This window comes from Rhodococcus sp. WB1 (assembly GCF_001700945.1).
Classification (GTDB): Bacteria; Actinomycetota; Actinomycetes; order Mycobacteriales; family Mycobacteriaceae; genus Rhodococcus; species Rhodococcus aetherivorans.
Genome location: NZ_CP015529.1, coordinates 5,163,594 through 5,184,210, shown reverse-complemented (window position 1 = coordinate 5,184,210; position 20,617 = coordinate 5,163,594). Strand labels below are relative to the sequence as shown.

Here is a 20,617-nt window from a genome sequence, read left to right as displayed (position 1 = left end):
TCAGGGAACGACCCAGCTGCCCGACGCCGAGACCCAGGTCGTGCCGTCCGGAACGGTCACCGTCGCCCGCACCCGTCCGGGGCCGGTCTCGGCTCGACCGCTGAGGACCTGCTCCTCGCCGATCTCGGGGAAGTCCGGTAGTTCGTTCACGCCCGTCGTGCCCGTGTCCTCGTTCACCCACGTGACGAGGCAGAAGCACTTGACGCTCCCACCGAAGTGCGTGACGCCGGGCGTGTTGACGTTGGTGTAGACATTCACGTAGTCGTGGACGAGCGCCTCGGTGGGAGCGGCGGATCCGGTTCCCACGCCGGTCGATCCGACGACCGGTCCCAACGTCGCCGCGTGAACGGTCTGCGCCGATGCGGCCGGCGCGTTCAGCAGCGCCAGGACCACAGCGGATGCGGCCACGGCGGTGGTCCGGGCGGCGAACTTCCTCGACATTCAGGTCCTTTCGTTGCCGGCCGTGCCCGCCGGCCGGATGTCACGTTCGGTCGATCGAAGCGAACATATGTGACATTCGGCCGGAAGGCACGCGCGGCACGCGGACGGGGCTCGCCGACGGACCTACTCGTATACGCGCAGCGTGCCCGGATTCCACAGGCCGGAGCGCGTGATCGCCTCGGTCTGCGGCTCGGCCGGCACGGCGTTCGGGTAGAACCGCACGTACCGCTCGAGCGAGCCCCAGTCGCGGGCCCAGTCGTTCTCGAGGTACGTGGGGATCTGCTCGGGGCGGGCGAGGGCTTCGGTGAAGCCGAGAGGGCCGCCGTTGTCCGCGGATTGCCAAGTGTCGGTGGAGGATACGGCCAGCGGACGGTCCGGCAGGATGCGGTAGTCCGGCATCTCGGCGATGCCGTAGCGGTGGTCGAACGGGCGCTGGCACGGGAACTGCAGTCCGACCGCCCAGTCGAGCAGCACCGGCTGCTCCGAGCCGATCACGGTGTTGAGCGTGTCGAGCTTCGGCACGCGGGGCGGGGTGAACGCCAGCCACTGGTCGCCGGTGAGGTTGGGATCGTTGGCGACGATGCGGACGGCGTCGGTGTCGGCGGGGAGCTCGGACAGCGGGATCCGCAGGTTCCGCCACGACGGTGCGGGCCCGATGTCGCGCGGCAGGTAGGTGCCCTGCGGCTCCACGGTGCCGTCGGGCAGGCGCCTGCCGTACTCGACGAGCAGCGACTGGCCGTAGGTGGTGGCGCCGGTGTCGTCGACGGACCAGATGCGGCCGGCCGCCGAGATGACGACGAGCGGCGCGTCGTCGCTGCGCTCGGGCAGCCCGTACCAGCTCGACGTGAGCAGCGCCGGTTCCTGCACACCCTCCTGGTAGCTGCCGAGCACCGGGGTGACGGCCGGGTCGAGGCCGAAGGGCAGCTTGGCCTCGGAGCCGTTGACGGTGCGGGCGCCGGTGCCGCCCGTGGTGCCGCCGCCGGCGCCGGTCTCGAACGTCGGCCCGACGCTCTGGTTGTCGGTGTTGCCCTGGCCGGGCTTGACCTCCACGTAGTCGGCGGTGAGGTCCGACGGGATGCCGTTGGGGCTGAAGCCCTCGGGGGCGGCGCCGGCGAGGGCGTCGCCGTTCAGCGGCGGGTTGTCCGGGTCGACGATGGGCGCGAGCCGCCCGGAGTTCGGGTCCGATTCGACGAGTACGTCGTTCGCCAGGCCGCACGTCTGGCCGGCGAGCGCGCCGACGTTGGACCGGGCGAGCGAGTACGCCGGGTACTGCGACACCGCGCCCTTGAGCAGCGACAGCACCTCGAAGAGCACCATCGCTCCGGCGACGACGGTCAGGGGCGCCGCCGCGAACTTGCGGATCCGGCGGCCCTTGCGGGTCGTGGGCTTGGGCTGCGGCGGCGCGTAGCCCTCACGCAGGTACTGCCACGCGACGAGCCCGAGAGCGAGCCCGAAGAGGAGCAGGAACAGCGAGCTGGACTGGTTGCCGCTCAGCGAGACGGTCTTGTCGAACCACGGGATGCCGTAGCTCGACACGTACCACCAGCCGTTGATACCCGCGAACGACACGGCCAGCACGAACAGCAGCCCGGCGAGGAAGATGGTGCGGTTGCGCCGCGACCGCAGCGCGCTCGCGGAGACGATGACCGCGGTGAGCGCGGCGAGAGAACCCGCGATGCCCGCGTACGCCCCGAAGTGGTGGGTCCACTTCGTGGGGTTGAACATCATGAAGAAGATCGTGCCGAAGACGATGCCGATCAGCCGCCACGACGGGCCCGTCGCGACGCCGGGGATGCGGCGGCGGCGCAGCAGCACCAGCAGCGACGTGAACAGGCACAGCAGCATGACGAGGAACGCGAACCGGCGCGCGAGCGAGCCGTCGACGGTCTGCACGAACAGGTAGTAGTAGCGGAGGAAGTCGTTCCACCACTCCTCGTTCGGGCCGATGATGGTGCGCACGCGGGTGGCCTCGAGCACCGCGGCGAGGGTCTGGTCGGAGAACACGACGACGAGCACGAGGGTGCCCGCGGCGGCGATCGGTGCGAGCAGCGGCAGTGTCCCGACCTCGCGGTGGCGGCGGACGACGATGCGGGTCATGGGCCGGATGCCGGCGAGCAGCGCGGCCACACACATCAGGCCGGTCGGGGCGGCGGCGAGGGTGAACGCGCCGATCATGACCGCCGTCGCGGCCGGCAACAGGCGGCCGGTGGCGATCGCCCGTTCGATCGAGCACCAGGTCAGCAGCGCGCCGAGCGCGACGATCGGCTCGGGGCGCAGGCCGTTGTTGTAGGGCAGCCAGAAGGCCAGGAACACCAGGCCGCCGGTCCACAGGGCGACGGTGTTGTGCCGGACGGCGCGGCCGAGGCGGGGCACCACCTCGCGGCTGATGACCATCCAGCAGGTGATGCCGGCGAGCAGGGCGGGCAGCCGCATCCAGACGCTGGCGGTGGAGACCTCGGCGAACGCGGCGAGGACGTCGTAGTACCAGCCGAACGGGGCCTCGGGGACGCCGAACCAGCGGAAGTAGTTGGCCATGTAGCCGGAGTGCTCGGAGACCCGGGCCATGGTCAGCAGGTAGCCGTCGTCGGAGGTGTTCGCACCGAAGAAGTGCCAGCCGGCGAGGGTGCCGACGACGACGGCGTCGACGCCGGTGAACTTCCACCAGTGCGACGGCAGGAAGCGGCGGTGCCCGCGGCCGTCGGTGCCGTCGAGCTTGGCGAGCGCGGCGACCGCCAGCGCGGTCGACAGCGTCGCCAGGATCATCGCGAGGAGCTTGACCAGCGTCGGCGACGACGAGAACCGGGAGTCGACGTCGACGGTCACCGACATGCCGGGAACCGGGGTGTCGAGGTCGCTGAACACGCCGACGACGAGGGGACGCAGGTCGCCGGTCAGCTCACCGGCGCGCGGGTTGCCGTTCTCGTCGCTGAGGCCGACGAACTCCGCGGTGGTGCGGTCGACGTCGGAGAAGATGCTGATCTCGGTGCACGCGGCGGACTCGACGTCGCTGCGCGGGGCGGTGGCCACGACGACGTTGCGGTCGAGGACGTCGACGTTCTCGGCGCCCACTCGCACGAACATCGCGTTGAGCGCGGCGCCCTCACCGCTGGCCGGTGCGGTCGCGAGGAGCAGGCCGCCGCCCGGGGGCATGCCGGCGACGGCGGTGCACGGCACCGTCGCACTCAGCTGCCGCGGCACCTGCGACATGAGTGGCACCTCGACCGGCCCGGTCGAGCCGTTCTGCGGCCACGTGACGGTGGCCTCGGTGACCTTGACGGGCAGGAACGGGGTCGCGACGGCGAGGAGCACACCGAGCAGACCCGCCACCGCGGCGACGAGCCGGGCGGTGCGGTACTGCGCCCGCAGATCCCGGGCAACCGGCGGCCGGGGAACGGCTGCGGAGGGGGCGGGAACTGTGGTCACGTCGTCGGGCACGATTGTCGATGGTATCGGGCGCAGCTGAGTGGACGCACCGTCCCTACCACCGCGTAGGACCCTATTCACGCATTACGGGCACTCCGTCGCGGATCGGTCCGGGCGACCACCAGCCCCAGCGGACGACGTTCTCGGTGGCAATCTCCGCGGTCGTCGCGCCCGGGTCGATGGGCGTGTACCGCTCCAGCGAGCCCCAGTCGCGGTCCCAGTCGTGGTTCAGATAGGTGGGGATCGTCTCGGCGGTGAGCAGCAGCGGTATCCAGCCGAGCGGCCCGCCGCCGATGTCGTCCTGCCAGCCGTTGGTGGAGTCGGCGCCGACCCGGTCGGGCAGGATCCGGTACTCGGGGACCTCGGCGACGCCGTAGCGGTGATCGAACGGACGCTGGCAGGGGAACGCCAGGCCCACCGACCAGTCGAGCAGGACCGGGGCCGTGGAGCCGACGAGGGTGTTCAACGTCTCGAGGCGCGGCATCCGCGGCGGGGTGACGGCCACCCACTGGTCGGGTGCCAGGTTGCCGTCCGTCACCACCAGCCGGACCGCGTCGGCGTCGGCGGGGATCCGGTCGCTCGGCACCCGCAGGTTGCGCCACGACGGGGACGGCCCGATGTCGACGGGCGCGACGCGCGCCAGCGGTTCGACGTTCGAATCGCCGCCGGTTCGCCCGAACTCGAGCAGCACGTCCGCGCCCGGGGTGAGGACGCCGTCGGGGTCGACGTAGTGCACGCGGCCGGCGGCGGTGACGACCAGCAGCGGCGTGGCGTCGGTGCGTTCGGGCAGCGCGTACCAGCCGGACTCGAGGTCGGCTTCCTGCTGCGCCCCGGTGCGGTAGCTGCCGAGCACGGGGGTGCGGGCGGGGTCCAGGCCGAACGGCAGCGCGACGGTGCTGTCGTTGATGCCGGCGGCGCCGCGGCCGCCGCCGGTGCCGGCGCCCGTGGAGGTGGTGGTGCCGCCCCCGTCGGTGTCGACGGTGTTGGCGCCGCCCGTGGTGGAGATCTCCTCGTCGGCGGTGAGGTCGAGAGCGACGCCGTTCGGGGTGAAGCCGTCGGCGGCGCCGGCGCCGAGCGCCTCGGCGACGTCGCCGTCTAGGGGGGCCAGCGCGGTGGCGCTGGGGTCGGTCTCGACGAGGACGTCGTCGGCGAGGCCGCAGCTGCTGCCGGTGAGGGCGGCCGCGTTCGACCGGGCGATCGAGTACGCCGGGTACTGCGCGACCGCGCCCTTGACGAGCGAGAGCACCTCGAACAGGACGACGCCCGCGGCGACGACGGTCAGCGGCGCCGAGGCGATCGCCCTGACCCGGCCGTTGCGGTCGGGTTTCGGGGTGGCGAACGGTTCGCGCAGGTGGAACCACGCGGCGACGGCCAGCGCGACGAGGGCCAGCGCGAGCAGGGCGGTGGAGAAGGCGCGTCCGGAGATGGACGGCGGCTTGTCCCACCACGGGATCCCGTAGCTGGAGACGTACCACCAGCCGTTGGAGCCGGTGAACGCCAGCGCCAGCACGAACAGCACCCCGGCGGTGAAGAGGGCGCGGTTGCGCGCGGAGCGGATGCCGACGGCGCCGACGCCGACCGCGGCGAGCGCGGCGACGGACCCGGCCAGTCCGGCGTACACGCCGAAGTGGTGGGTCCACTTGGTCGGGGTGAGCATCATCAGCAGCAGCGACGCGAAGACGATGCCGAGGATGCGGCGCGACGGACCGAGGGCGGTGCCGGGGATGCGGCCCTTGCGCAGGATCAGCATCACGCACACCACCAGGCACAGCAGCATGACGAACACGCCGAAGCGGCGGCTGAGGGAGCCGTCGGGGGAGACGGTCAGCAGCGCGTCCCAGCGCAGCCGTTCGTCGAACCAGGGCACGTTGGGTCCGACGGCGGAACGCACCCGGGTCGCCTCGAGCACCGAGGCGAGGGTCTGGTCGGCGAAGACGACGACGAGGACGACGGTGCCCGCGGCGAGGATGGCAGCCACGGGCGGGAGGACCCCGACGAGCCGGCGGCGACCGGCCAGCCGGACGACGACGGGCCGGGCTCCGGCGACGAGCGCGGCGACCGCGATGAGCCCGGTGGGACCCGCGGCGAGGGAGAAGGCGGCGAGCAGCACGGCGATCGCGGCGGGCAGCATGCGGCCGGTGGCGACGGCGCGTTCGATCGAGCACCAGGTGAGCAGGGCGCCGAGCGCGATGATGGGCTCGGGCCGCAGGCCGTTGTCGTAGGGCAGCCAGAAGGCGAGGAACACCAGGCCCGCCGTCCACAGCGCGATGCGGTTACGGCGGACGGCGACTCCGAGCCGGGGGATGACCTCGCGGCTGATGACCATCCAGCAGGCGACGGCGGCGAGCAGGGCGGGCAGCCGCATCCACACGCTGGCGGTGGAGACCTTCGCGAGCAGGACGAGCACGTCGTAGTACCAGCCGAACGGGGCCTCGGGGACGCCGAACCATCGGTAGTAGTTGGCCATGTAGCCGGCGCCGTCGGAGGCGCGGGCCATGGTGAGGATGTAGCCGTCGTCGGAGGTGTTGGCGCCGATGACGTGCCACAGCAGCAGCGTGCCGACGACGACCGCGTCCACCGCGGTGAACCGCCACCAGTGGGCGGGCAGGACCCGGCGGGCGCGGCGGTTGTCGACGCCGTCGAGCCGGTGCAGCGCCACGAGTGACAGCAGGGTCGCAAGGAGGCAGGCGACCATCGCGACGAGTTTGACCAGCGTCGGAGTGGAGGTGAACCGCGAGTCGAGGGCGGCGCGGACGGACAGCCGCTCGGCGTTCGGGCCGGAGTTGAGGGCCTCCACCGAGCCCTGCAGATCGGAGTAGACCCCGACCATCTGCGGCCGGTGATCGCCGTCGAGCATGGCGACGTGGTGCCCGTCGTCGTGTTGCTCGAGGCCGACGATCTCGGCGGCGGTGCGGTCGGCGTTGGTGGCGACGGTGACGGCTGTGCACCGGTGCTCGTCGTCGATCGGTGCCGACACGACCACCGAGTTGCGCAGCACCACCTCCACGGTGGCGGAGCCGCCGTCGGTGCCGGCGACGGTCCGGATCACGAGGGCGTTCTCGGTGGCGTCGGGGGCGCCCGGCGGCACGGTGGAGACCAGGGTGCCGCCGTCGTCGCCGAGCAGGGGGAAGGCCGAGCACGGCACGCTCGCCCGCAGTTCGAGGGGGGTGTAGGAGACGAGGGGCGCCTCGATGTTGGTCAGGTCGGTGCCCTGCGGCCAGCTGACGGTGGCGGCCTCCTGCCGGACCGGCAGGAACGGCACGGCCAGGGCGAGCACCATGCCGAGCAGTCCGGTGACCGTCGCGACGATCCTGGCCGTGCGCACGCGGGCCTTCGTATCGGCGTAAGCGGGCGTTTCGGGCGAAAGGACATCGACGGGCACAAGGATCGATGCTAGGCGAGGGAGGGTGGTGCCGGGGGTGAGCACCTCCGGTCAGGAGGCGGCCCCGTGCTCGACGGGGTCGCCCGCCGGGTCGCCGGCCAGGTCGTCGAGGGAGAGCCCGAGGACCCGGGCGAGCGCGGTGACGGTGAAGAAGGCGGGCGTGGCGATGCGGCCGGTCTCGATCTTCCGGAGCGTCTCGACGGAGATGCCGGCGTCGCCGGCGACCGTTGCCATGCTGGCGGTGCCGCGCGCCGCGCGCAGACGTTCGCCGAGCCGCCGGCCGCGTTCGAGTTGGACCGGGGTCAGCGGTTCGCGCACCATGCCCGTATAGTAATACCGGTATTTCTATTGGGAGGCGACATGGTCGAACTGAAGACGCCCGGCGAGATCGAGGCGATGCGGGCCGCCGGCGCCGTGGTCGCGGACGCGCTCGCGGCCGTGCGGGCCCACGCGGCGATCGGGGTGTCCCTGAAGGAACTCGACGACGTCGCCGCGGCGGTCGTCCGCGACGCCGGCGCGACCTCCCCGTTCCTCGGCTACCACCCCGAGTGGGCTCCGTCGCCGTTCCCCGGAGTCGTGTGCGCGAGCGTCGACGACGGCGTCGTCCACGGCATTCCCGGCGGCTACCGGTTGCGTGACGGCGATCTGGTGAGCATCGACTGCGGGGCCGTGCTCGACGGCTGGTGCGGGGACGCCGCCGTGAGCTTCACCGTCGGCGCCGCCGACCGCGAGGCCCTCGCCCTGATCGCCGCGACGGAGGAGGCCCTCGCGCGCGGCATCGCCGCGGCCGTGCCGGGCAACCGCCTCGGCGACATCGGCGCGGCGATCGGCGGCTACGTCCGCTCCCGCGGCTACGGCATGCTCGCCGACCACGGTGGCCACGGCATCGGCCGCCGCATGCACGAGGACCCGCACGTGCCCAACGAGGGCCGGGCCGGTCGCGGGATGCGGCTGCGGCCCGGGCTGGTGCTGGCCATCGAGCCGATGCTGCACGCCGGGGGCGACGACGCCTACCGGCACGACCCGGACGGGTGGACGCTGCGCACCGCCGACGGCAGCCGGGCCGCGCACTGCGAGCACACCGTCGCGATCACCGAGGACGGACCGGTCGTCCTCACCCAGCGCTGAGGACGTATCGATCCGCGGGTGCGCCGGTCCGACCCGCGACGAAGCGACCCCGGTAGGCACTAGCATCGGCCTATGGCCAGGGCGACGGCGATCGGCGAGGCCCTGCGTGGCGCGGGCATCTCCGACGTGCTCGACGACACCACCACCCGGGCCCTGTACTCGTCCGACGCCTCCCTCTACCGGGTGCCCCCGCAGGCGGTGGTGCGGCCCCGTGAGATCGACGAGGTCGCCACCGTGCTCGAGGTGTGCCGCCGGCACGGCGTTCCGTTCACCTCGCGCGGCGGCGGAACGTCCGTCGCCGGCAACGCCGTCGGCCCCGGCGTCGTGCTCGACTTCAGCCGTCATCTCGGCCGTGTCCTGCAGATCGACCCCGAGGCCCGCACCGCGACGGTGCAGCCCGGCGTCGTCCAGTCCGAACTGCAGCGCGCGGCCGCCCCGTACGGACTGCGCTTCGGGCCCGACCCGTCCACCCACAACCGCTGCACCGTCGGCGGGATGATCGGCAACAACGCCTGCGGTGCCCGCACCCTCGGCTACGGTCGCACCTCCGACAACGTCCTCGGCCTCGAGGTGCTCACCGGCGCGGGCCGGCACCTGTCGCTGCCCGACGACGCCCCCGTCCTGGAATCGCTGCGCCGCCTCGTGCTCGACCACCTCGCCACCATCCGCACCGAGTTCGGCCGGTTCGGCCGGCAGGCGTCCGGCTACGCCCTCGAACACCTGTTGCCGGAGAACGGGTTCGACGTCCTGCGCTTCCTCGTCGGCAGCGAGGGCACGCTCGGCGTCGTCACCGAGGCGACGGTGCGGCTCGTCGCCGATCCCGCGGTGCGCGTCCTGGTGGCCCTCGGCTACCCCGACATCGCGACGGCCGGCGACGCCGCCCACGCGCTGCTCGGCTTCACCCCGACCGCGTGCGAGGGACTCGACTCGCGGATCGTGGACGTGGTGCGTGCGCGGCGCGGCCCGGCGGCGGTGCCGCCGCTGCCGCGCGGGGCGGCGTGGCTGTTCGTCGAACTGTCCGGCGACGACGCCGGCGAGGTGCTCGCCCGGGCGTCGTCTCTCGAACACGCCGTCTCGGCGGTGGATTCGCTGATCGTGACCGATCCGGGGAAGGCCGCGCAACTGTGGCGGATCCGGGAGGACGGGGCCGGGCTGTCCGGGCGCAGCCCCGCCGGGTTGCCCGCCCACTCCGGCTGGGAGGATGCCGCCGTCCCGCCGGAGCGGGTGGGGGAGTACCTGCGCGAGTTCGAGTCGCTGCTGACCCGCTACGGCGTCACCGGCTATCCGTACGGGCACTTCGCCGACGGCTGCATCCACATCCGCCTCGACGTGCCGCTCGAGATACCCGGGATATTCCGCGAATTCCTCTTCGCGGCAGGTGAACTCGTGGCCTCGTTCGGGGGCTCGATGTCCGGCGAACACGGCGACGGCCGGGCGCGCAGCGAACTGCTGCCCCTGATGTACTCGCCGACCGCGCTGCGGCTGTTCGGGGCGGTCAAGGCGGTGTTCGACCCCGAGGGCCTGCTCAATCCCGGCGTGCTCGTCGATCCCGTCCCCTCGGATCGGGACCTCAGAGTCCCGGCCGCGCAACGGGTCCAGGACGGCCTGGCGTTCCGGTACACCGGTGACGGCGGCGACTTCACGCAGGCCGTGCACCGCTGCACCGGTGTCGGCAAGTGCCGCGCCGACACCGCCGGCCTCGGTGGGGTGATGTGCCCGTCGTACCTGGCGACGCGGGAGGAGAAGGATTCCACCCGCGGCCGGGCCCGGGTCCTGCAGGAGATGCTCAACGGCACCCTCGTCACCGGATCCTGGCGCTCACCGGAGGTGCACGAGGCGCTCGAACTGTGCCTGGCGTGCAAGGGCTGCGCCTCCGACTGCCCGACCGGTGTGGACATGGCCACCTTCAAATCCGAAGTGCTGCACCAGAGTTACCAGGGCCGCGTGCGTCCCGTCACGCACTACACCCTCGGGCGGCTGCCGCGCTGGGCGGCGCTGGCGAGCCGGGCGCCGCGCGCGGTGAACGCGCTGGGCAAGGTGCCGGGGGTGGCGGCCGCCGGGCTGACCCTCGCCGGAGTGGACCGGCGCCGCCGCGTGCCCGAGTTCGCGCCGCGCACGTTCCGCCGCTGGTTCGCAGACACGGCCGCCGAGCGTCGCACGGACGGCGAGCCCGTCCTGCTGTTCGTCGACACCTTCACCGAGTACTTCACCCCGGAGGTGGCGATCGCCGCGGTGCGGGTGCTCGAGGCCGCAGGCCGACGGGTGTGCGTGACCGACCGGCAACAGTGCTGCGGCCTGACGTGGATCACCACCGGTCAGCTGGATGCCGCCCGGAAGATCTTGGGCCGCACCCTCTCCGCCCTGTTCCCGGCCGGCATGCCGATCGTGGGGCTCGAACCGTCGTGCACCGCGGTCCTGCGCTCCGACGCCGTCGAGCTGCTCGGGTTCGAGCCGGCGCGCGTCGTCGCCGAGTCGACGGTGACGCTGGCCGAGCTGCTCGGCGACTGGGAGCCGCCGTCGCTGTCCGGGACGACGGTGGTGGCCCAGCCGCACTGCCACCACCACGCCGTGATGGGGTGGGGCGCCGACGCCGCGCTGCTGCGCCGGGCCGGCGCGACGGTCACCCGGCTCGGCGGATGCTGCGGTCTCGCCGGCAACTTCGGCGTGGTGCCCGGGCACTACGACGTCTCCGTCGCCGTCGCCGGGCACCAGCTGCTGCCCGCGATCGCCGCCGCGGGCACGGACGACGTCGTGCTCGCCGACGGCTACTCCTGCCGCACCCAGATCGCCGACCTCACCGACCGGCGAGGGGTACACCTCGCGCAGCTGCTCGCGTCCAGGCTGTGAGCCGACGATCCACGGCGATGAGTTTTTCCGGGCCGGCCGGTCAGTCCGTAGCGAGACCACCCCGCGACCCCAGGAGCCCGTCATGATCTCGACCACCACCCGCCCCACCGAGCGCACGACCGACCGGAAGTTCCGCATCGCCGGCCTCGTGCTCACCGGCCTCGTCGTGCTGTTCCTGCTGTTCGACGTCACGATCCACATCCTCAACGTCGACCAGGCCCGGGAGGCGATGATCGATCTGGGCTTCGACCCGGACCTCAACTACGTCATCGGCGTCGTCCTGCTCGTGTGCCTGGCGCTGTACCTGGTCCCGGCCACGTCGATCCTCGGGGCGGTGCTGCTGACCGGTTACCTCGGCGGCGCCGTGGCGACGAACATGTTGAACGAGATGCCGCTCTTCAGCACCATCCTCTTCCCGGTGTACGTCGGTGTCCTCGTGTGGGCCGGGCTGTACCTGCGCGATCCGGTGGTGCGGTCGGTGATGCCGCTGCGCCGCGCCTGAGCCCCCTCGCAACCGTTGCCGGTCGTCCGCGAACACCGTCGGGTTCGCGGACGACTGCGGCTATCCGGTGCGGGTGACGACGACGAACGGCCCGATCTCCGAGATCGTGAAGCGCGGATCGTCGAACAGCGACTTCGGGTACGTCACCGTGTAGCGGCGCACATTGGGGTCGTTGGGGTACACGTCCTCGGCGAGCCGGAGCGTGTAACCCTCGGCGCCCTGCCGGAATACGATCGCGTCGGGGCCCCGCCACGGCGACTCGTCCCACGCCGCGAGCAGCTCGTCGGCCGTCTCGAGCGACGCCCAGTCCTCGATCGCGGCGGCGCGAGCCTCGAAGTCCGCCAATGGATTCGCGTAGTGCGACGTCAGCGCCTGGAATCCGAGGTAGGGGTGGTAGGCGAGGAAGGTGGTGTCGGCGGTGAGGACGACGATCTCGTCGCGGGGCCGGTCCAGCGCCGCGGTGATCGCCTCGTCCAGCTCGGCGTAGTAGGCGCCGGCGCCGGGCGGACGTTGGTCGGCGCGTTCACCGTCGCCGTCGGTGTCGGTGTAGGCGACGGTGATCTCGCTCGCGAGGACCTGCGGGATGTTCTGGGTGAACGCGACCGCGCCCAGCGCGCCGACCGCGATCAGGGACCACCGCACCCGCTGGTTCTCGCTGGTGGCCAGCACGATCCACCGGGTGAAGTCGACGAATGCGAACGTGCCGGCGGCCGCGAGCAGCACGAGCAGGATCACCTCGAGGCGGAAGGCGAGCAGGGTGTTGCCCAGCGCGGTCAGCGCCATCGACGCCAGGTACCACAGGTACACGGATACGACGCCGAGTCCGAGGGCCTGCGCGCGCCGCGACGACGTGGCCCGCCCGACCAGCCACACCGTGCCGAGCAGGCACAGCAGCCCGATCAGCGAACCGTGGAACATCGGCAGCGGCAGCCGGGCCCCGGTCTCGGGCAGATAGTGCGTCGCGGTGCCGGATCCGGCGGTGGACCCGCCCCGCAGCACCTCGAGCACGAACGGCGCCCACACGAGCAGCGCGACGAGTGCCGCGATCGCACCGATCACCACGAACCGCACGAGCACCGGGACCGCGGCGCGCCACGTGCCGGCCGCGCGTCGTGCCAGCACCGCCGCGACGACGGCCATCACGGTGACGGCGAACGCGGCGATGCCCAGGTAGAGCGTGTAGAACGTGGCCGCCAGCCCGAGGAACAGCCCGGTCCCGACGGCGGCTCCGCCGCCCGGTGCGCCCTTTGGGCTGCTCCAGCCGCCCGAAGGACGCACCGGGCGCGACAGTGCCCCCCACGCCATGACGAGGGCGGGCGCGAGCAGCAGCGCGATGACGGCGCCGTACGGCTCGGGGGAGCCGTAGGCGAGGACGACGGCGGTGGTCGCGGTGGCGACCAGCACGGCCAGATCGACCCGCACCAGCGCGGTCCACAACACGAGCGCGCCGACGGCGGCGACGGCCAGCGACACGATCGACCACGGCTTGAACGCCTCCCAGCCGTCCATGCCGAGCAGGTTCGCGAAGCGGCCGCCCACCCAGAACCAGCCGGCGGGATAGAACGGCGGCAGGTCCGCGTACGTCATGTCCCGCAGGGCCGGGGAGTCGGTGAGCCGTGTCAGGTACTCGGTGCGGAACTCCTGGTCGACGGAAATGCCGTGCAGATAGAGCTTCGTCGCGGCCAGCGGCATCCCGAGGGTGACGGTGACCAGGCCCGACAGGCCGGCCCACGACAGCACCCGCGCGAACGGCGTGCACCGTCGCCGCCGGTGCAGCACGACGGAGACGGCGAGCACGGCGAGCGCCCCCACCTGCAGCACCGTCGTGACGGCCTGCGTGACGTTCGACGAGTTGAAGGCGGGCCACTGCACGCGTGCGAACGCGAACAGGCCGACGGCGGCGACGATCGCGGCGACGAGAACCGCAGCGGCCCCCTCGCCGGCGGTGCGGAGCGCACGCCGGAAGGGGGCCACGTCGGAGGAGAGTACGGCTGGGTCGGACACCCCCGCAGCCTAGATCGGCAGCTTTCGGAAGATCGCGCGCGGGACGTGCCGCAGCACCATCATCACGTAGCGGAAGGCGCCCGGAGCCCACACGAGTTCCTTGCCCTTCTCGGACGCGGAGACGGCGAGCTTGGCGACGTCCTCCTTGTTCACCGTCAGCGGGGCTTCCTTCACCCCGGCGGACATGCGGGTGCGGACCTGCCCCGGCCGGATCACCAGGACACGGGGGCCGTACTCGCGCAGCGCCTCGCCGAGCCCGAGGTAGAAGCCGTCGAGACCGGCCTTGGTGGAGCCGTACACGAAGTTGGAGCGGCGCACCCGCTCACCCGCGGCGGAGGACATGGCGATGATGCGGCCGTAGCCCTGCGCCTTCATCTTCTCGCCGACGAGCACGCCGACGGATACGGCCGCGGTGTAGTTGATCTCGGCGATCTGCACGGCCTTGGCCTGGTTCTGCCACAGCTCCTCGGCATCGCCGAGCAGTCCGAACGCGACGATCGCGACGTCGACGTCGCCGGCAGGAGCGGAGCCTGCGGAGCGACCGTTTCCGGCGAGGTCCCAGGCTCGGTCGATCACCTTCGGGTGGCTGCCGGTGTCGAGGGCGTCGAAGTCGATCACGTCGACCTTGGTGGCCCCGGCGGCCTTCACCTGCGCGACGGCGTCGTCGCGCAGCGGGTCGTTCGGCAGAGCCGCGAGGATCACGCGGGCCGGCGCCCTGCGCAGGTACTCCTCGACGATGGCGAGGCCGATCTCGGACGTGCCACCGAGGAGCAGCAGGGTCTGGGGGTTGCCGACGGCGTTGATCATCAGTGGAGTTCCAACCTTCTGGACATATCGGAGGCGAACACGTTGGTGGGATCGACCGAGCGGCGGATCTTGATCCATTCGCCGATGCGCGGGTACATCGCGTGGAACGTCTCGGCGGAGGTGCGCGAATCCTTGGCGGTGTAGAGGCGGCCGCCGAATTCGAGGACGCGGCGGTCGAGTTCGCGGACGAACTCGTTCAGGCCCGCCTTGATGGGGAAGTCGACGCAGATGTTCCACCCCGGGATCGGGAAGCTCAGCGGCGCCTTGTTGCCCGGGCCGAACAGCTTGAAGACGTTGAGGAACGAGTAGTGCCCCGACTTCTGGATGTCGACGATGATCCTCTTGAACTCCTCGACGGCCTCCGTGGGCACCACGAACTGGTACTGCAGGAAGCCGTTCGAACCGTAGGCGCGGTTCCACTCACCGAACATGTCGAGCGGGTGGTAGAACTGCGTCAGATTCTGGACCTTGCCGCGGTAGGTGCCGGACTTGCGGTACCACAGCTCGCCGACGGCGCTGAAGGTGTACTTGTTGGCCAGGCCGTTCGGGAAGATGTCCGGGAACGTCAGCAGCGTCGGCGCGTCGAACTTCAGCGGGTTCTTCTGCAGCTTCTTCGGCAGCTGGTCGAGCTTCGCGAGCGAACCGCGGGAGACCGCCGCGCGGCCGAGCTTCGGCGGCGGTGCGACCGCGTCGAACCAGGCGCTCGAGTAGTCGTAGTTCGCCTCGCTGCCGTCGCTGTGCAGCGCGATCGTCTCGTCGAGGGTGCTGGTGACGTCGCCGTCGGCGATGAAGTACGCCGTCTCGGTGGGCGTCATCTCGATCGTGGCGCGCAGGATGATGCCGGTCAGGCCCATGCCGCCGACCGTCGCCCAGAACAGCTTGGAGTTGCGACCGTTCGGGGTGAGGGTGCGCACCTGGCCGTCGGCCGTGAGCAGGTCCATCGACCGGACGTGGTTGCCGAAGCTGCCGGCGCTGTGGTGGTTCTTGCCGTGGATGTCCGCGCCGATGGCGCCGCCCACGGTCACCTGCCGGGTGCCCGGCAGCACCGGCACCCACAGGCCGAACGGCAGCGCCGCGCGCATCAACTGGTCCAGGTTGGCGCCCGCGTCGACGGTGACCAGACGCGATTCGCGGTCGATCGTGTGAATCCGGTCCAGCGCCGTCATGTCGACGACGAGCCCGCCCGCGTTCTGCGCCGGGTCACCGTACGAGCGGCCGAGGCCGCGGGCGATGACACCGCGGCGCAGATGCGACGGCTTGGACTCGTTCTGCTCCGCGACCCGGGCGACCGCCTGCGCGATCACCTCGACGTCGGGAGTGGACAGCACCTCCGCGGTGGTCGGGGCGGTGCGCCCCCAGCCGGTCAGAGTGCGGGTCTGGGTGGGGAGCGGCGCGGCGGCCGGCTCTGCAGCTGTCGTGGACATCGCCGTACAGGTTACCCGCCGGTCGCAGCAGCGAGAGTGTGTCGGTGGCGACGTCCCCGCCCCGGCGTCCGGATTGCCGGAACCGTCCCGGTGCGTTCCGTCGCGGAGCGGGAGCGCTCGCGCCGCTCGCATAGGCTGTCGCCGTGTCCGAGCACCCGCAGCACCCGCACTGGCAGACGCAACCGGAGCACCACGCCCCCCTGCCGGTGGAGATCCCCCTCACCGACAGCACCGCCGACGAGGCGCTCGACCTGAAGACGCAGATCGTGCGGTTCGTCCTCACCGGCGGGCTGTCCGCGATCGTGGACTTCGGTCTCTACGTGCTGCTGCTGGCCGTGGGGCTGCACGTCAACGTCGCGAAGTCGCTGTCGTTCGTCGCCGGCACCACCACCGCGTACCTGATCAACCGGCGCTGGACCTTCAGGGCGGAACCGAGCCGGGCCCGGTTCGTCGCGGTGGTGATCCTGTACGCCGTCACCTACGCCGTGCAGGTCGGCATCAACTACGTGCTGTACGACGCGCTGCCCGCCGAGTGGTGGCGCGTGCCGCTCGCATTCGTCGTCGCGCAGGGCACGGCCACCGTGATCAACTTCGTGGTGCAGCGCGCCGTGATCTTCCGCCTGCGCTGATCGGTCGGCCGTGGGGGGCGAGCGAATGTATCGCTCACCTCCGTGGTCCGACGAAATGGTCCATTCGCTCGGGTCGCTCAGTCGTGCTTGGCGCGGCGGAAGGAGAAGTCCCGGTAGCCGAAGAAGCTCGCCGTCGCGGTCACGAAGGTGATCACGATCTGCGCGGGGATCGGGGGGAATCCGAGGACGGACACCGCCAGCGTCATGAGCGCGAGGTTCAGCAGGAACGCGCTCAGGTTGACGGTCACGAACCGCCACAGGTCACGCAGGAAGTGACCGCGCACGCGGAACACGAGGTAGCGGTAGGTGGAGAAGGCGCACAGCACATTGGAGGCGTAGCCCGCCACGATCGCGACGTGGTAGCCGAGGGTGTCGCCGACGGCGAGCTGCCACACGATGAACCAAGCGGTGCCCAGCGCGGTGTTGAAGGCCCCCACCAGCAGGAACGCCACGGCCTGGTTCTTGAACAGGCGCATGAGCGGGCCCGGCGCCCCCGACATCCCGCCGGGTGCGCCGGCGGGTTCGGTGACGGGATCGGGGGAGGGCACCGGCTGCGCGCTCACCCGAGGTACCGCGGCAGCGACCCGGCCGCGACGGCGTCGGCCAGCGAGGGGGCCGCCCGGTCCTTGTCGGAGAGCTGGTAGTGCAGCAGTTGCCCGTCGCGGCCGGTGGTGGGCCAGTCGATGCCGATCTGCGGGTCGAGGGGGTCGATCTCGTGTTCGCGGTCGGGGTTGTAGCCGGTCGAGCACAGGTAGACGACGGTCGAGCCGTCGGCCAGGGAACAGAAGGCGTGGCCGAGGCCCTCGGGGAGGAAGATCGCGCGGCGGTCGACGTCGTCGAGCAGCACCGCGTCCCACTGCCCGAAGGTGGGGGAGCCGACGCGCAGGTCGACGACGACGTCGAGCACCGCGCCGGCCGGGCAGGTGACGTACTTGGCCTGCCCGGGTGGGACGTCGGCGTAGTGGATGCCGCGCAGCACCCCGGCGGCGGAGACCGAGCAGTTGGCCTGGGCGAGGTCGAGGGCGCGTCCGGCGGCGTCGGTGAAGGTGGGCTGTTTGAACCACTCGTAGAAGACGCCGCGGTCGTCGCCGAACTGTCGGGGGGTGATCTCGTAGGCGCCGGGGATCTTCAGTTCGCGGTAGTGCACCGTCAGTGTCCTTCCCGGTCGAGCAGGTCGAGCAGGTAGCTGCCGTAGCCGGATTTGACCAGCGGCGCGGCCAGGGCGCGCAGGTCGTCGTCGGTGATGAAGCCGCGCCGCCACGCGACCTCCTCGGGGGCGCCGATCTTCAGGCCCTGGCGTTGTTCGATGGTACGGACGTAGTTGCCGGCGTCGAGCAGCGAGTCGAAGGTGCCGGTGTCGAGCCAGGCGGTGCCGCGCGGCAGGACCTCGACCTGGAGCCGGCCGGCCTCGAGGTAGGTGCGGTTGATGTCGGTGATCTCGTATTCGCCGCGGTCCGACGGGCGCAGGCCGCGGGCGATGGCGACGACGTCGTTGTCGTAGAAGTACAACCCGGGCACCGCGAAGTTCGACTTCGGGGTGGCCGGCTTCTCCTCGAGCGAGAGCGCCCGGCCCTCGGAGTCGAACTCGATCACCCCGTAGGCCCTGGGATCGGAGACGCGGTAGGCGAACACCGCGCCGCCGTCGAGGTCGGCGAACCGGGTGAGCTGGGTGCCCAGGCGGGGGCCGTAGAAGATGTTGTCGCCGAGGACGAGGGCGACGCTGCCGGTGCCGATGTGCTCGGCGCCGAGCACGAACGCCTGGGCGAGCCCGTTCGGCTCCGGCTGGACCCGGTAGGTCAGGTTCACCCCGTAGCGCGACCCGTCGCCGAGCAGGCGCTGGAACTGTGGAGCATCCTCGGGCGTGGTGATGATCAGGATGTCGCGGATCCCGGCGAGCATGAGGGTCGAGAGCGGGTAGTAGATCATCGGCTTGTCGTAGACCGGTACGAGCTGCTTGCTCACTCCCAGGGTGATCGGGTGCAGGCGGGACCCGGTGCCGCCGGCGAGAATGATTCCGCGCATGACGGGCAGTCTCCCATCCGGGGTGGACGCGGACCAGCGAACGCACCGCCGGTAGGGTTGCCGCATGCGGCTGCTCGTCACCGGCGGTGCCGGTTTCATCGGTGCGAACTTCGTGCATCGGACCGTCGCCGACCGCCCCGAGGCGCGGGTGACCGTGCTCGACAAGCTCACCTACGCTGGCAACCTCGCCTCCCTCGACCCGGTCGCCGAGAAGATCCGCTTCGTCCGCGGCGACGTCGCCGACGCGGACCTGGTGGACGCGCTGGTGGCCGAGTCGGATCTGGTGGTGCACTTCGCCGCCGAGTCGCACAACGACAACTCCCTGGCCGATCCGTCGCCGTTCGTGCAGACCAACCTGATCGGCACGTTCACTCTGCTCGAGGCGGTGCGCCGGCATTCGGTGCGGTATCACCACATCTCCACCGACGAGGTGTACGGCGATCTCGAGCTCGACGATCCGGCCCGGTTCACCGAGGCCACCGCCTACAACCCGTCGAGCCCGTACTCGTCGACCAAGGCCGGCTCGGACCTGCTGGTGCGCGCGTGGGTGCGCTCGTTCGGGGTGGCCGCGACGATCTCGAACTGCTCGAACAACTACGGCCCCTATCAGCACGTGGAGAAGTTCATCCCGCGGCAGATCACCAACGTCCTCGACGGGATCCGGCCCAAGCTGTACGGCACCGGGGCGAACGTGCGGGACTGGATCCACGTCGACGACCACAACCGGGCGGTGTGGACGATCATCGACAAGGGCGAGATCGGCCAGACCTATCTGATCGGCGCGGACGGCGAGACGAACAACCGCACCGTCGTCGAGACCATCCTCGAGCTGTGCGGTAAGGACCGGGGCGACTTCGACTTCGTCACCGACCGCCCCGGCCACGACCTGCGCTACGCCATCGACGCCACCCGCCTGCGCACCGAGCTCGGCTGGACCCCCCGCTACCGGGACTTCCGCGAGGGCCTGGCCGCGACCATCGACTGGTACCGCACCCACGAGCACTGGTGGCGACCGCAGAAGGACGCCACCGAGCAGGCCTACGCCCGTTCCGGGGAGCGGACACTCGGCCGAGCCGAATGACCCATCGTGCGCCGGGTCGCTTCCAGCGTGGCGGCGATGCCGGCCGGGAGGGGCCGATGGCTGCGGCGGTCCAGCTCGGTCCACACGAGCGACCGTAACCGCAGGTCCCGCCCTTGCACCGACGCGAGCGGTGAGGACGCGAGCACGACGTTGGGGCGGCGGCGGAAGACGGTTCGGCACGCGCCGAGGATCGCGCCGATCGTCACCGACCGGCCGGACGCGAAGATCTTGGTGCTCACCCCGCCCGATTCGGCTTCCGCCCGCGCCAGGGCGTCGGCAACCATCTCCGCCGCGTCGGAGATGTAGAGGTAGTCCCGCAGGGTGTCCATCGAGACGTAGATCGAGACCGGTGCCCCGGTGAGATAGCCGCGGCACAGGTGGGAGATGAGACCCTGCGGCTTGGCGAGATTCTGCCCCGGCCCGTAGAGGTTCGCGAAGCGGCCGATCACCGCGGTGGCGCCCGTCGCCCCGGCGAAGTCGGTGACGACGGCCTCGGCGGCCAGCTTGGCGTGTCCGTAGAGACCGAGCGGGGCCGTGGGGCTGTGCTCGGAGTGGGGTGCGCCCGGCGCGGCCGCGTACACACCGCCTGCCGACGAGGCGTGGAACACCGTCCCGTGCTCGGCGCTGCCGCCGGCTGCGTGCGCCAGTCCGTCGAGCACGTCGCGCAGCAGAGCGTTCTCGGCCGCGAATGCTTCCGCCGTCGTGCCGTTCACCCCGGCGCCGGCGCACCACGCGACCCGCCACGGCCCACCACCGGTGGCGCGGACGAACCGGTCCGCGTCGGCCAGCAGCACGTTGCGGGCCTGCTCCGGCTCCTCCCAGGGCACCACGCTCGTCGCCACCGGGACGTCGCGGCGGTGCAGCTCCCGGGTCACCCACGAGCCGAGCAGTCCGCCACTTCCGACGACCCACGTCGGCGCCGGCACG

Annotated in this window: 16 protein-coding genes; 5 read left to right on the top strand and 11 right to left on the bottom strand. The window is 71.6% G+C overall.

Annotated elements, in window-relative coordinates:
- The 4 genes from A4U64_RS23245 to A4U64_RS23230 form a co-directional block, all read right to left on the bottom strand.
- Positions 1 to 441 carry a hypothetical protein gene (locus tag A4U64_RS23245; RefSeq protein WP_006933304.1) on the bottom strand — a complete coding sequence of 147 codons (441 nt, stop codon included), beginning with the start codon at positions 439 to 441 and terminating at the stop codon, positions 1 to 3.
- A 123-nt stretch (positions 442 to 564) separates the two neighbouring features.
- The gene (locus A4U64_RS23240) at positions 565 to 3,876 is read right to left on the bottom strand and encodes an arabinosyltransferase domain-containing protein (RefSeq protein WP_050034384.1); all 3,312 of its coding nucleotides are present in this window, start codon (positions 3,874 to 3,876) and stop codon (positions 565 to 567) included.
- A 61-nt stretch (positions 3,877 to 3,937) separates the two neighbouring features.
- Positions 3,938 to 7,189, bottom strand: a complete 3,252-nt coding sequence (locus A4U64_RS23235) for an arabinosyltransferase domain-containing protein (protein ID WP_029547034.1) — start codon at positions 7,187 to 7,189, stop codon at positions 3,938 to 3,940.
- 108 nt (positions 7,190 to 7,297) lie between these two features.
- Positions 7,298 to 7,567, bottom strand: coding sequence for a helix-turn-helix domain-containing protein (locus A4U64_RS23230; RefSeq protein WP_029547035.1), 270 nt, complete (start codon positions 7,565 to 7,567; stop codon positions 7,298 to 7,300).
- 39 nt (positions 7,568 to 7,606) lie between these two features.
- On the opposite strand from A4U64_RS23230, the gene map reads away from it, so the two are divergent.
- From map to A4U64_RS23215, 3 genes are all read left to right on the top strand, one after another.
- Positions 7,607 to 8,374 (top strand): type I methionyl aminopeptidase, encoded by a 768-nt coding sequence (gene map / locus A4U64_RS23225; protein WP_043800432.1) that lies wholly within the window; start codon positions 7,607 to 7,609, stop codon positions 8,372 to 8,374.
- Positions 8,375 to 8,446: 72 nt separating this feature from the next.
- Positions 8,447 to 11,221: an FAD-binding and (Fe-S)-binding domain-containing protein gene (locus A4U64_RS23220; RefSeq protein ID WP_065923191.1), complete on the top strand. Its 2,775-nt coding sequence runs from the start codon at positions 8,447 to 8,449 to the stop codon at positions 11,219 to 11,221.
- Between the two features lie 82 nt (positions 11,222 to 11,303).
- Positions 11,304 to 11,723: a DoxX family protein gene (locus tag A4U64_RS23215; protein WP_006933312.1), complete on the top strand. Its 420-nt coding sequence runs from the start codon at positions 11,304 to 11,306 to the stop codon at positions 11,721 to 11,723.
- Between the two features lie 60 nt (positions 11,724 to 11,783).
- On the opposite strand, the gene A4U64_RS23210 is transcribed toward A4U64_RS23215, so the two are convergent.
- From A4U64_RS23210 to A4U64_RS23200, 3 genes are read right to left on the bottom strand one after another with little or no spacing between them, the layout of a single operon-like run.
- Complete coding sequence (locus A4U64_RS23210; RefSeq protein ID WP_065923568.1) at positions 11,784 to 13,697, bottom strand: galactan 5-O-arabinofuranosyltransferase; 1,914 nt, start codon at positions 13,695 to 13,697, stop codon at positions 11,784 to 11,786.
- A gap of 39 nt (positions 13,698 to 13,736) precedes the next feature.
- A complete protein-coding gene (locus tag A4U64_RS23205; protein WP_043800442.1) occupies positions 13,737 to 14,534 on the bottom strand; it encodes a decaprenylphospho-beta-D-erythro-pentofuranosid-2-ulose 2-reductase in 798 nt (265 codons plus the stop codon).
- Positions 14,534 to 15,958 carry an FAD-binding oxidoreductase gene (locus A4U64_RS23200; protein WP_006932747.1) on the bottom strand — a complete coding sequence of 475 codons (1,425 nt, stop codon included), beginning with the start codon at positions 15,956 to 15,958 and terminating at the stop codon, positions 14,534 to 14,536. Before A4U64_RS23200 ends, A4U64_RS23205 begins: the two co-directional genes overlap by 1 nt.
- Positions 15,959 to 16,164: 206 nt before the next feature.
- On the opposite strand from A4U64_RS23200, the gene A4U64_RS23195 reads away from it, so the two are divergent.
- Positions 16,165 to 16,587: a GtrA family protein gene (locus tag A4U64_RS23195; protein ID WP_006932748.1), complete on the top strand. Its 423-nt coding sequence runs from the start codon at positions 16,165 to 16,167 to the stop codon at positions 16,585 to 16,587.
- A 77-nt stretch (positions 16,588 to 16,664) separates the two neighbouring features.
- Here the strand turns inward: A4U64_RS23195 and A4U64_RS23190 are convergent, their stop codons facing one another.
- From A4U64_RS23190 to rfbA, 3 genes are read right to left on the bottom strand one after another with little or no spacing between them, the layout of a single operon-like run.
- Positions 16,665 to 17,150 carry a GtrA family protein gene (locus tag A4U64_RS23190; RefSeq protein WP_006932750.1) on the bottom strand — a complete coding sequence of 162 codons (486 nt, stop codon included), beginning with the start codon at positions 17,148 to 17,150 and terminating at the stop codon, positions 16,665 to 16,667.
- Complete coding sequence (locus A4U64_RS23185; RefSeq protein WP_065923190.1) at positions 17,147 to 17,734, bottom strand: dTDP-4-dehydrorhamnose 3,5-epimerase family protein; 588 nt, start codon at positions 17,732 to 17,734, stop codon at positions 17,147 to 17,149. Before A4U64_RS23185 ends, A4U64_RS23190 begins: the two co-directional genes overlap by 4 nt.
- Positions 17,735 to 17,736: 2 nt before the next feature.
- Positions 17,737 to 18,609 carry a glucose-1-phosphate thymidylyltransferase RfbA gene (gene rfbA, locus A4U64_RS23180; RefSeq protein WP_006932754.1) on the bottom strand — a complete coding sequence of 291 codons (873 nt, stop codon included), beginning with the start codon at positions 18,607 to 18,609 and terminating at the stop codon, positions 17,737 to 17,739.
- A gap of 64 nt (positions 18,610 to 18,673) precedes the next feature.
- Here rfbA and rfbB point away from each other — a divergent pair, with 64 nt between their 5' ends.
- Positions 18,674 to 19,690, top strand: coding sequence for a dTDP-glucose 4,6-dehydratase (gene rfbB / locus A4U64_RS23175; protein WP_029547037.1), 1,017 nt, complete (start codon positions 18,674 to 18,676; stop codon positions 19,688 to 19,690).
- Here the strand turns inward: rfbB and A4U64_RS23170 are convergent.
- Entirely contained in the window at positions 19,648 to 20,616 is a 969-nt protein-coding gene (locus A4U64_RS23170; protein ID WP_006932758.1) for an NAD-dependent epimerase/dehydratase family protein, read from the bottom strand. The genes rfbB and A4U64_RS23170 overlap by 43 nt on opposite strands.
- Between the last annotated feature and the right edge of the window lies 1 nt (position 20,617).

Bases quoted from the DNA above. Each gene is read 5' to 3' on its own strand.
- A4U64_RS23230 (WP_029547035.1), bottom strand. From the start codon at position 7,567: ATGGTGCGCGAACCGCTGACCCCGGTCCAACTCGAACGCGGCCGGCGG.
- A4U64_RS23205 (WP_043800442.1), bottom strand. From the start codon at position 14,534: ATGATCAACGCCGTCGGCAACCCCCAGACCCTGCTGCTCCTCGGTGGC.
- rfbB (WP_029547037.1), top strand. From the start codon at position 18,674: ATGCGGCTGCTCGTCACCGGCGGTGCCGGTTTCATCGGTGCGAACTTC.
- A4U64_RS23220 (WP_065923191.1), top strand. From the start codon at position 8,447: ATGGCCAGGGCGACGGCGATCGGCGAGGCCCTGCGTGGCGCGGGCATC.
- A4U64_RS23215 (WP_006933312.1), top strand. From the start codon at position 11,304: ATGATCTCGACCACCACCCGCCCCACCGAGCGCACGACCGACCGGAAG.
- rfbA (WP_006932754.1), bottom strand. From the start codon at position 18,609: ATGCGCGGAATCATTCTCGCCGGCGGCACCGGGTCCCGCCTGCACCCG.
- map (WP_043800432.1), top strand. From the start codon at position 7,607: ATGGTCGAACTGAAGACGCCCGGCGAGATCGAGGCGATGCGGGCCGCC.
- A4U64_RS23245 (WP_006933304.1), bottom strand. From the start codon at position 441: ATGTCGAGGAAGTTCGCCGCCCGGACCACCGCCGTGGCCGCATCCGCT.
- A4U64_RS23200 (WP_006932747.1), bottom strand. From the start codon at position 15,958: ATGTCCACGACAGCTGCAGAGCCGGCCGCCGCGCCGCTCCCCACCCAG.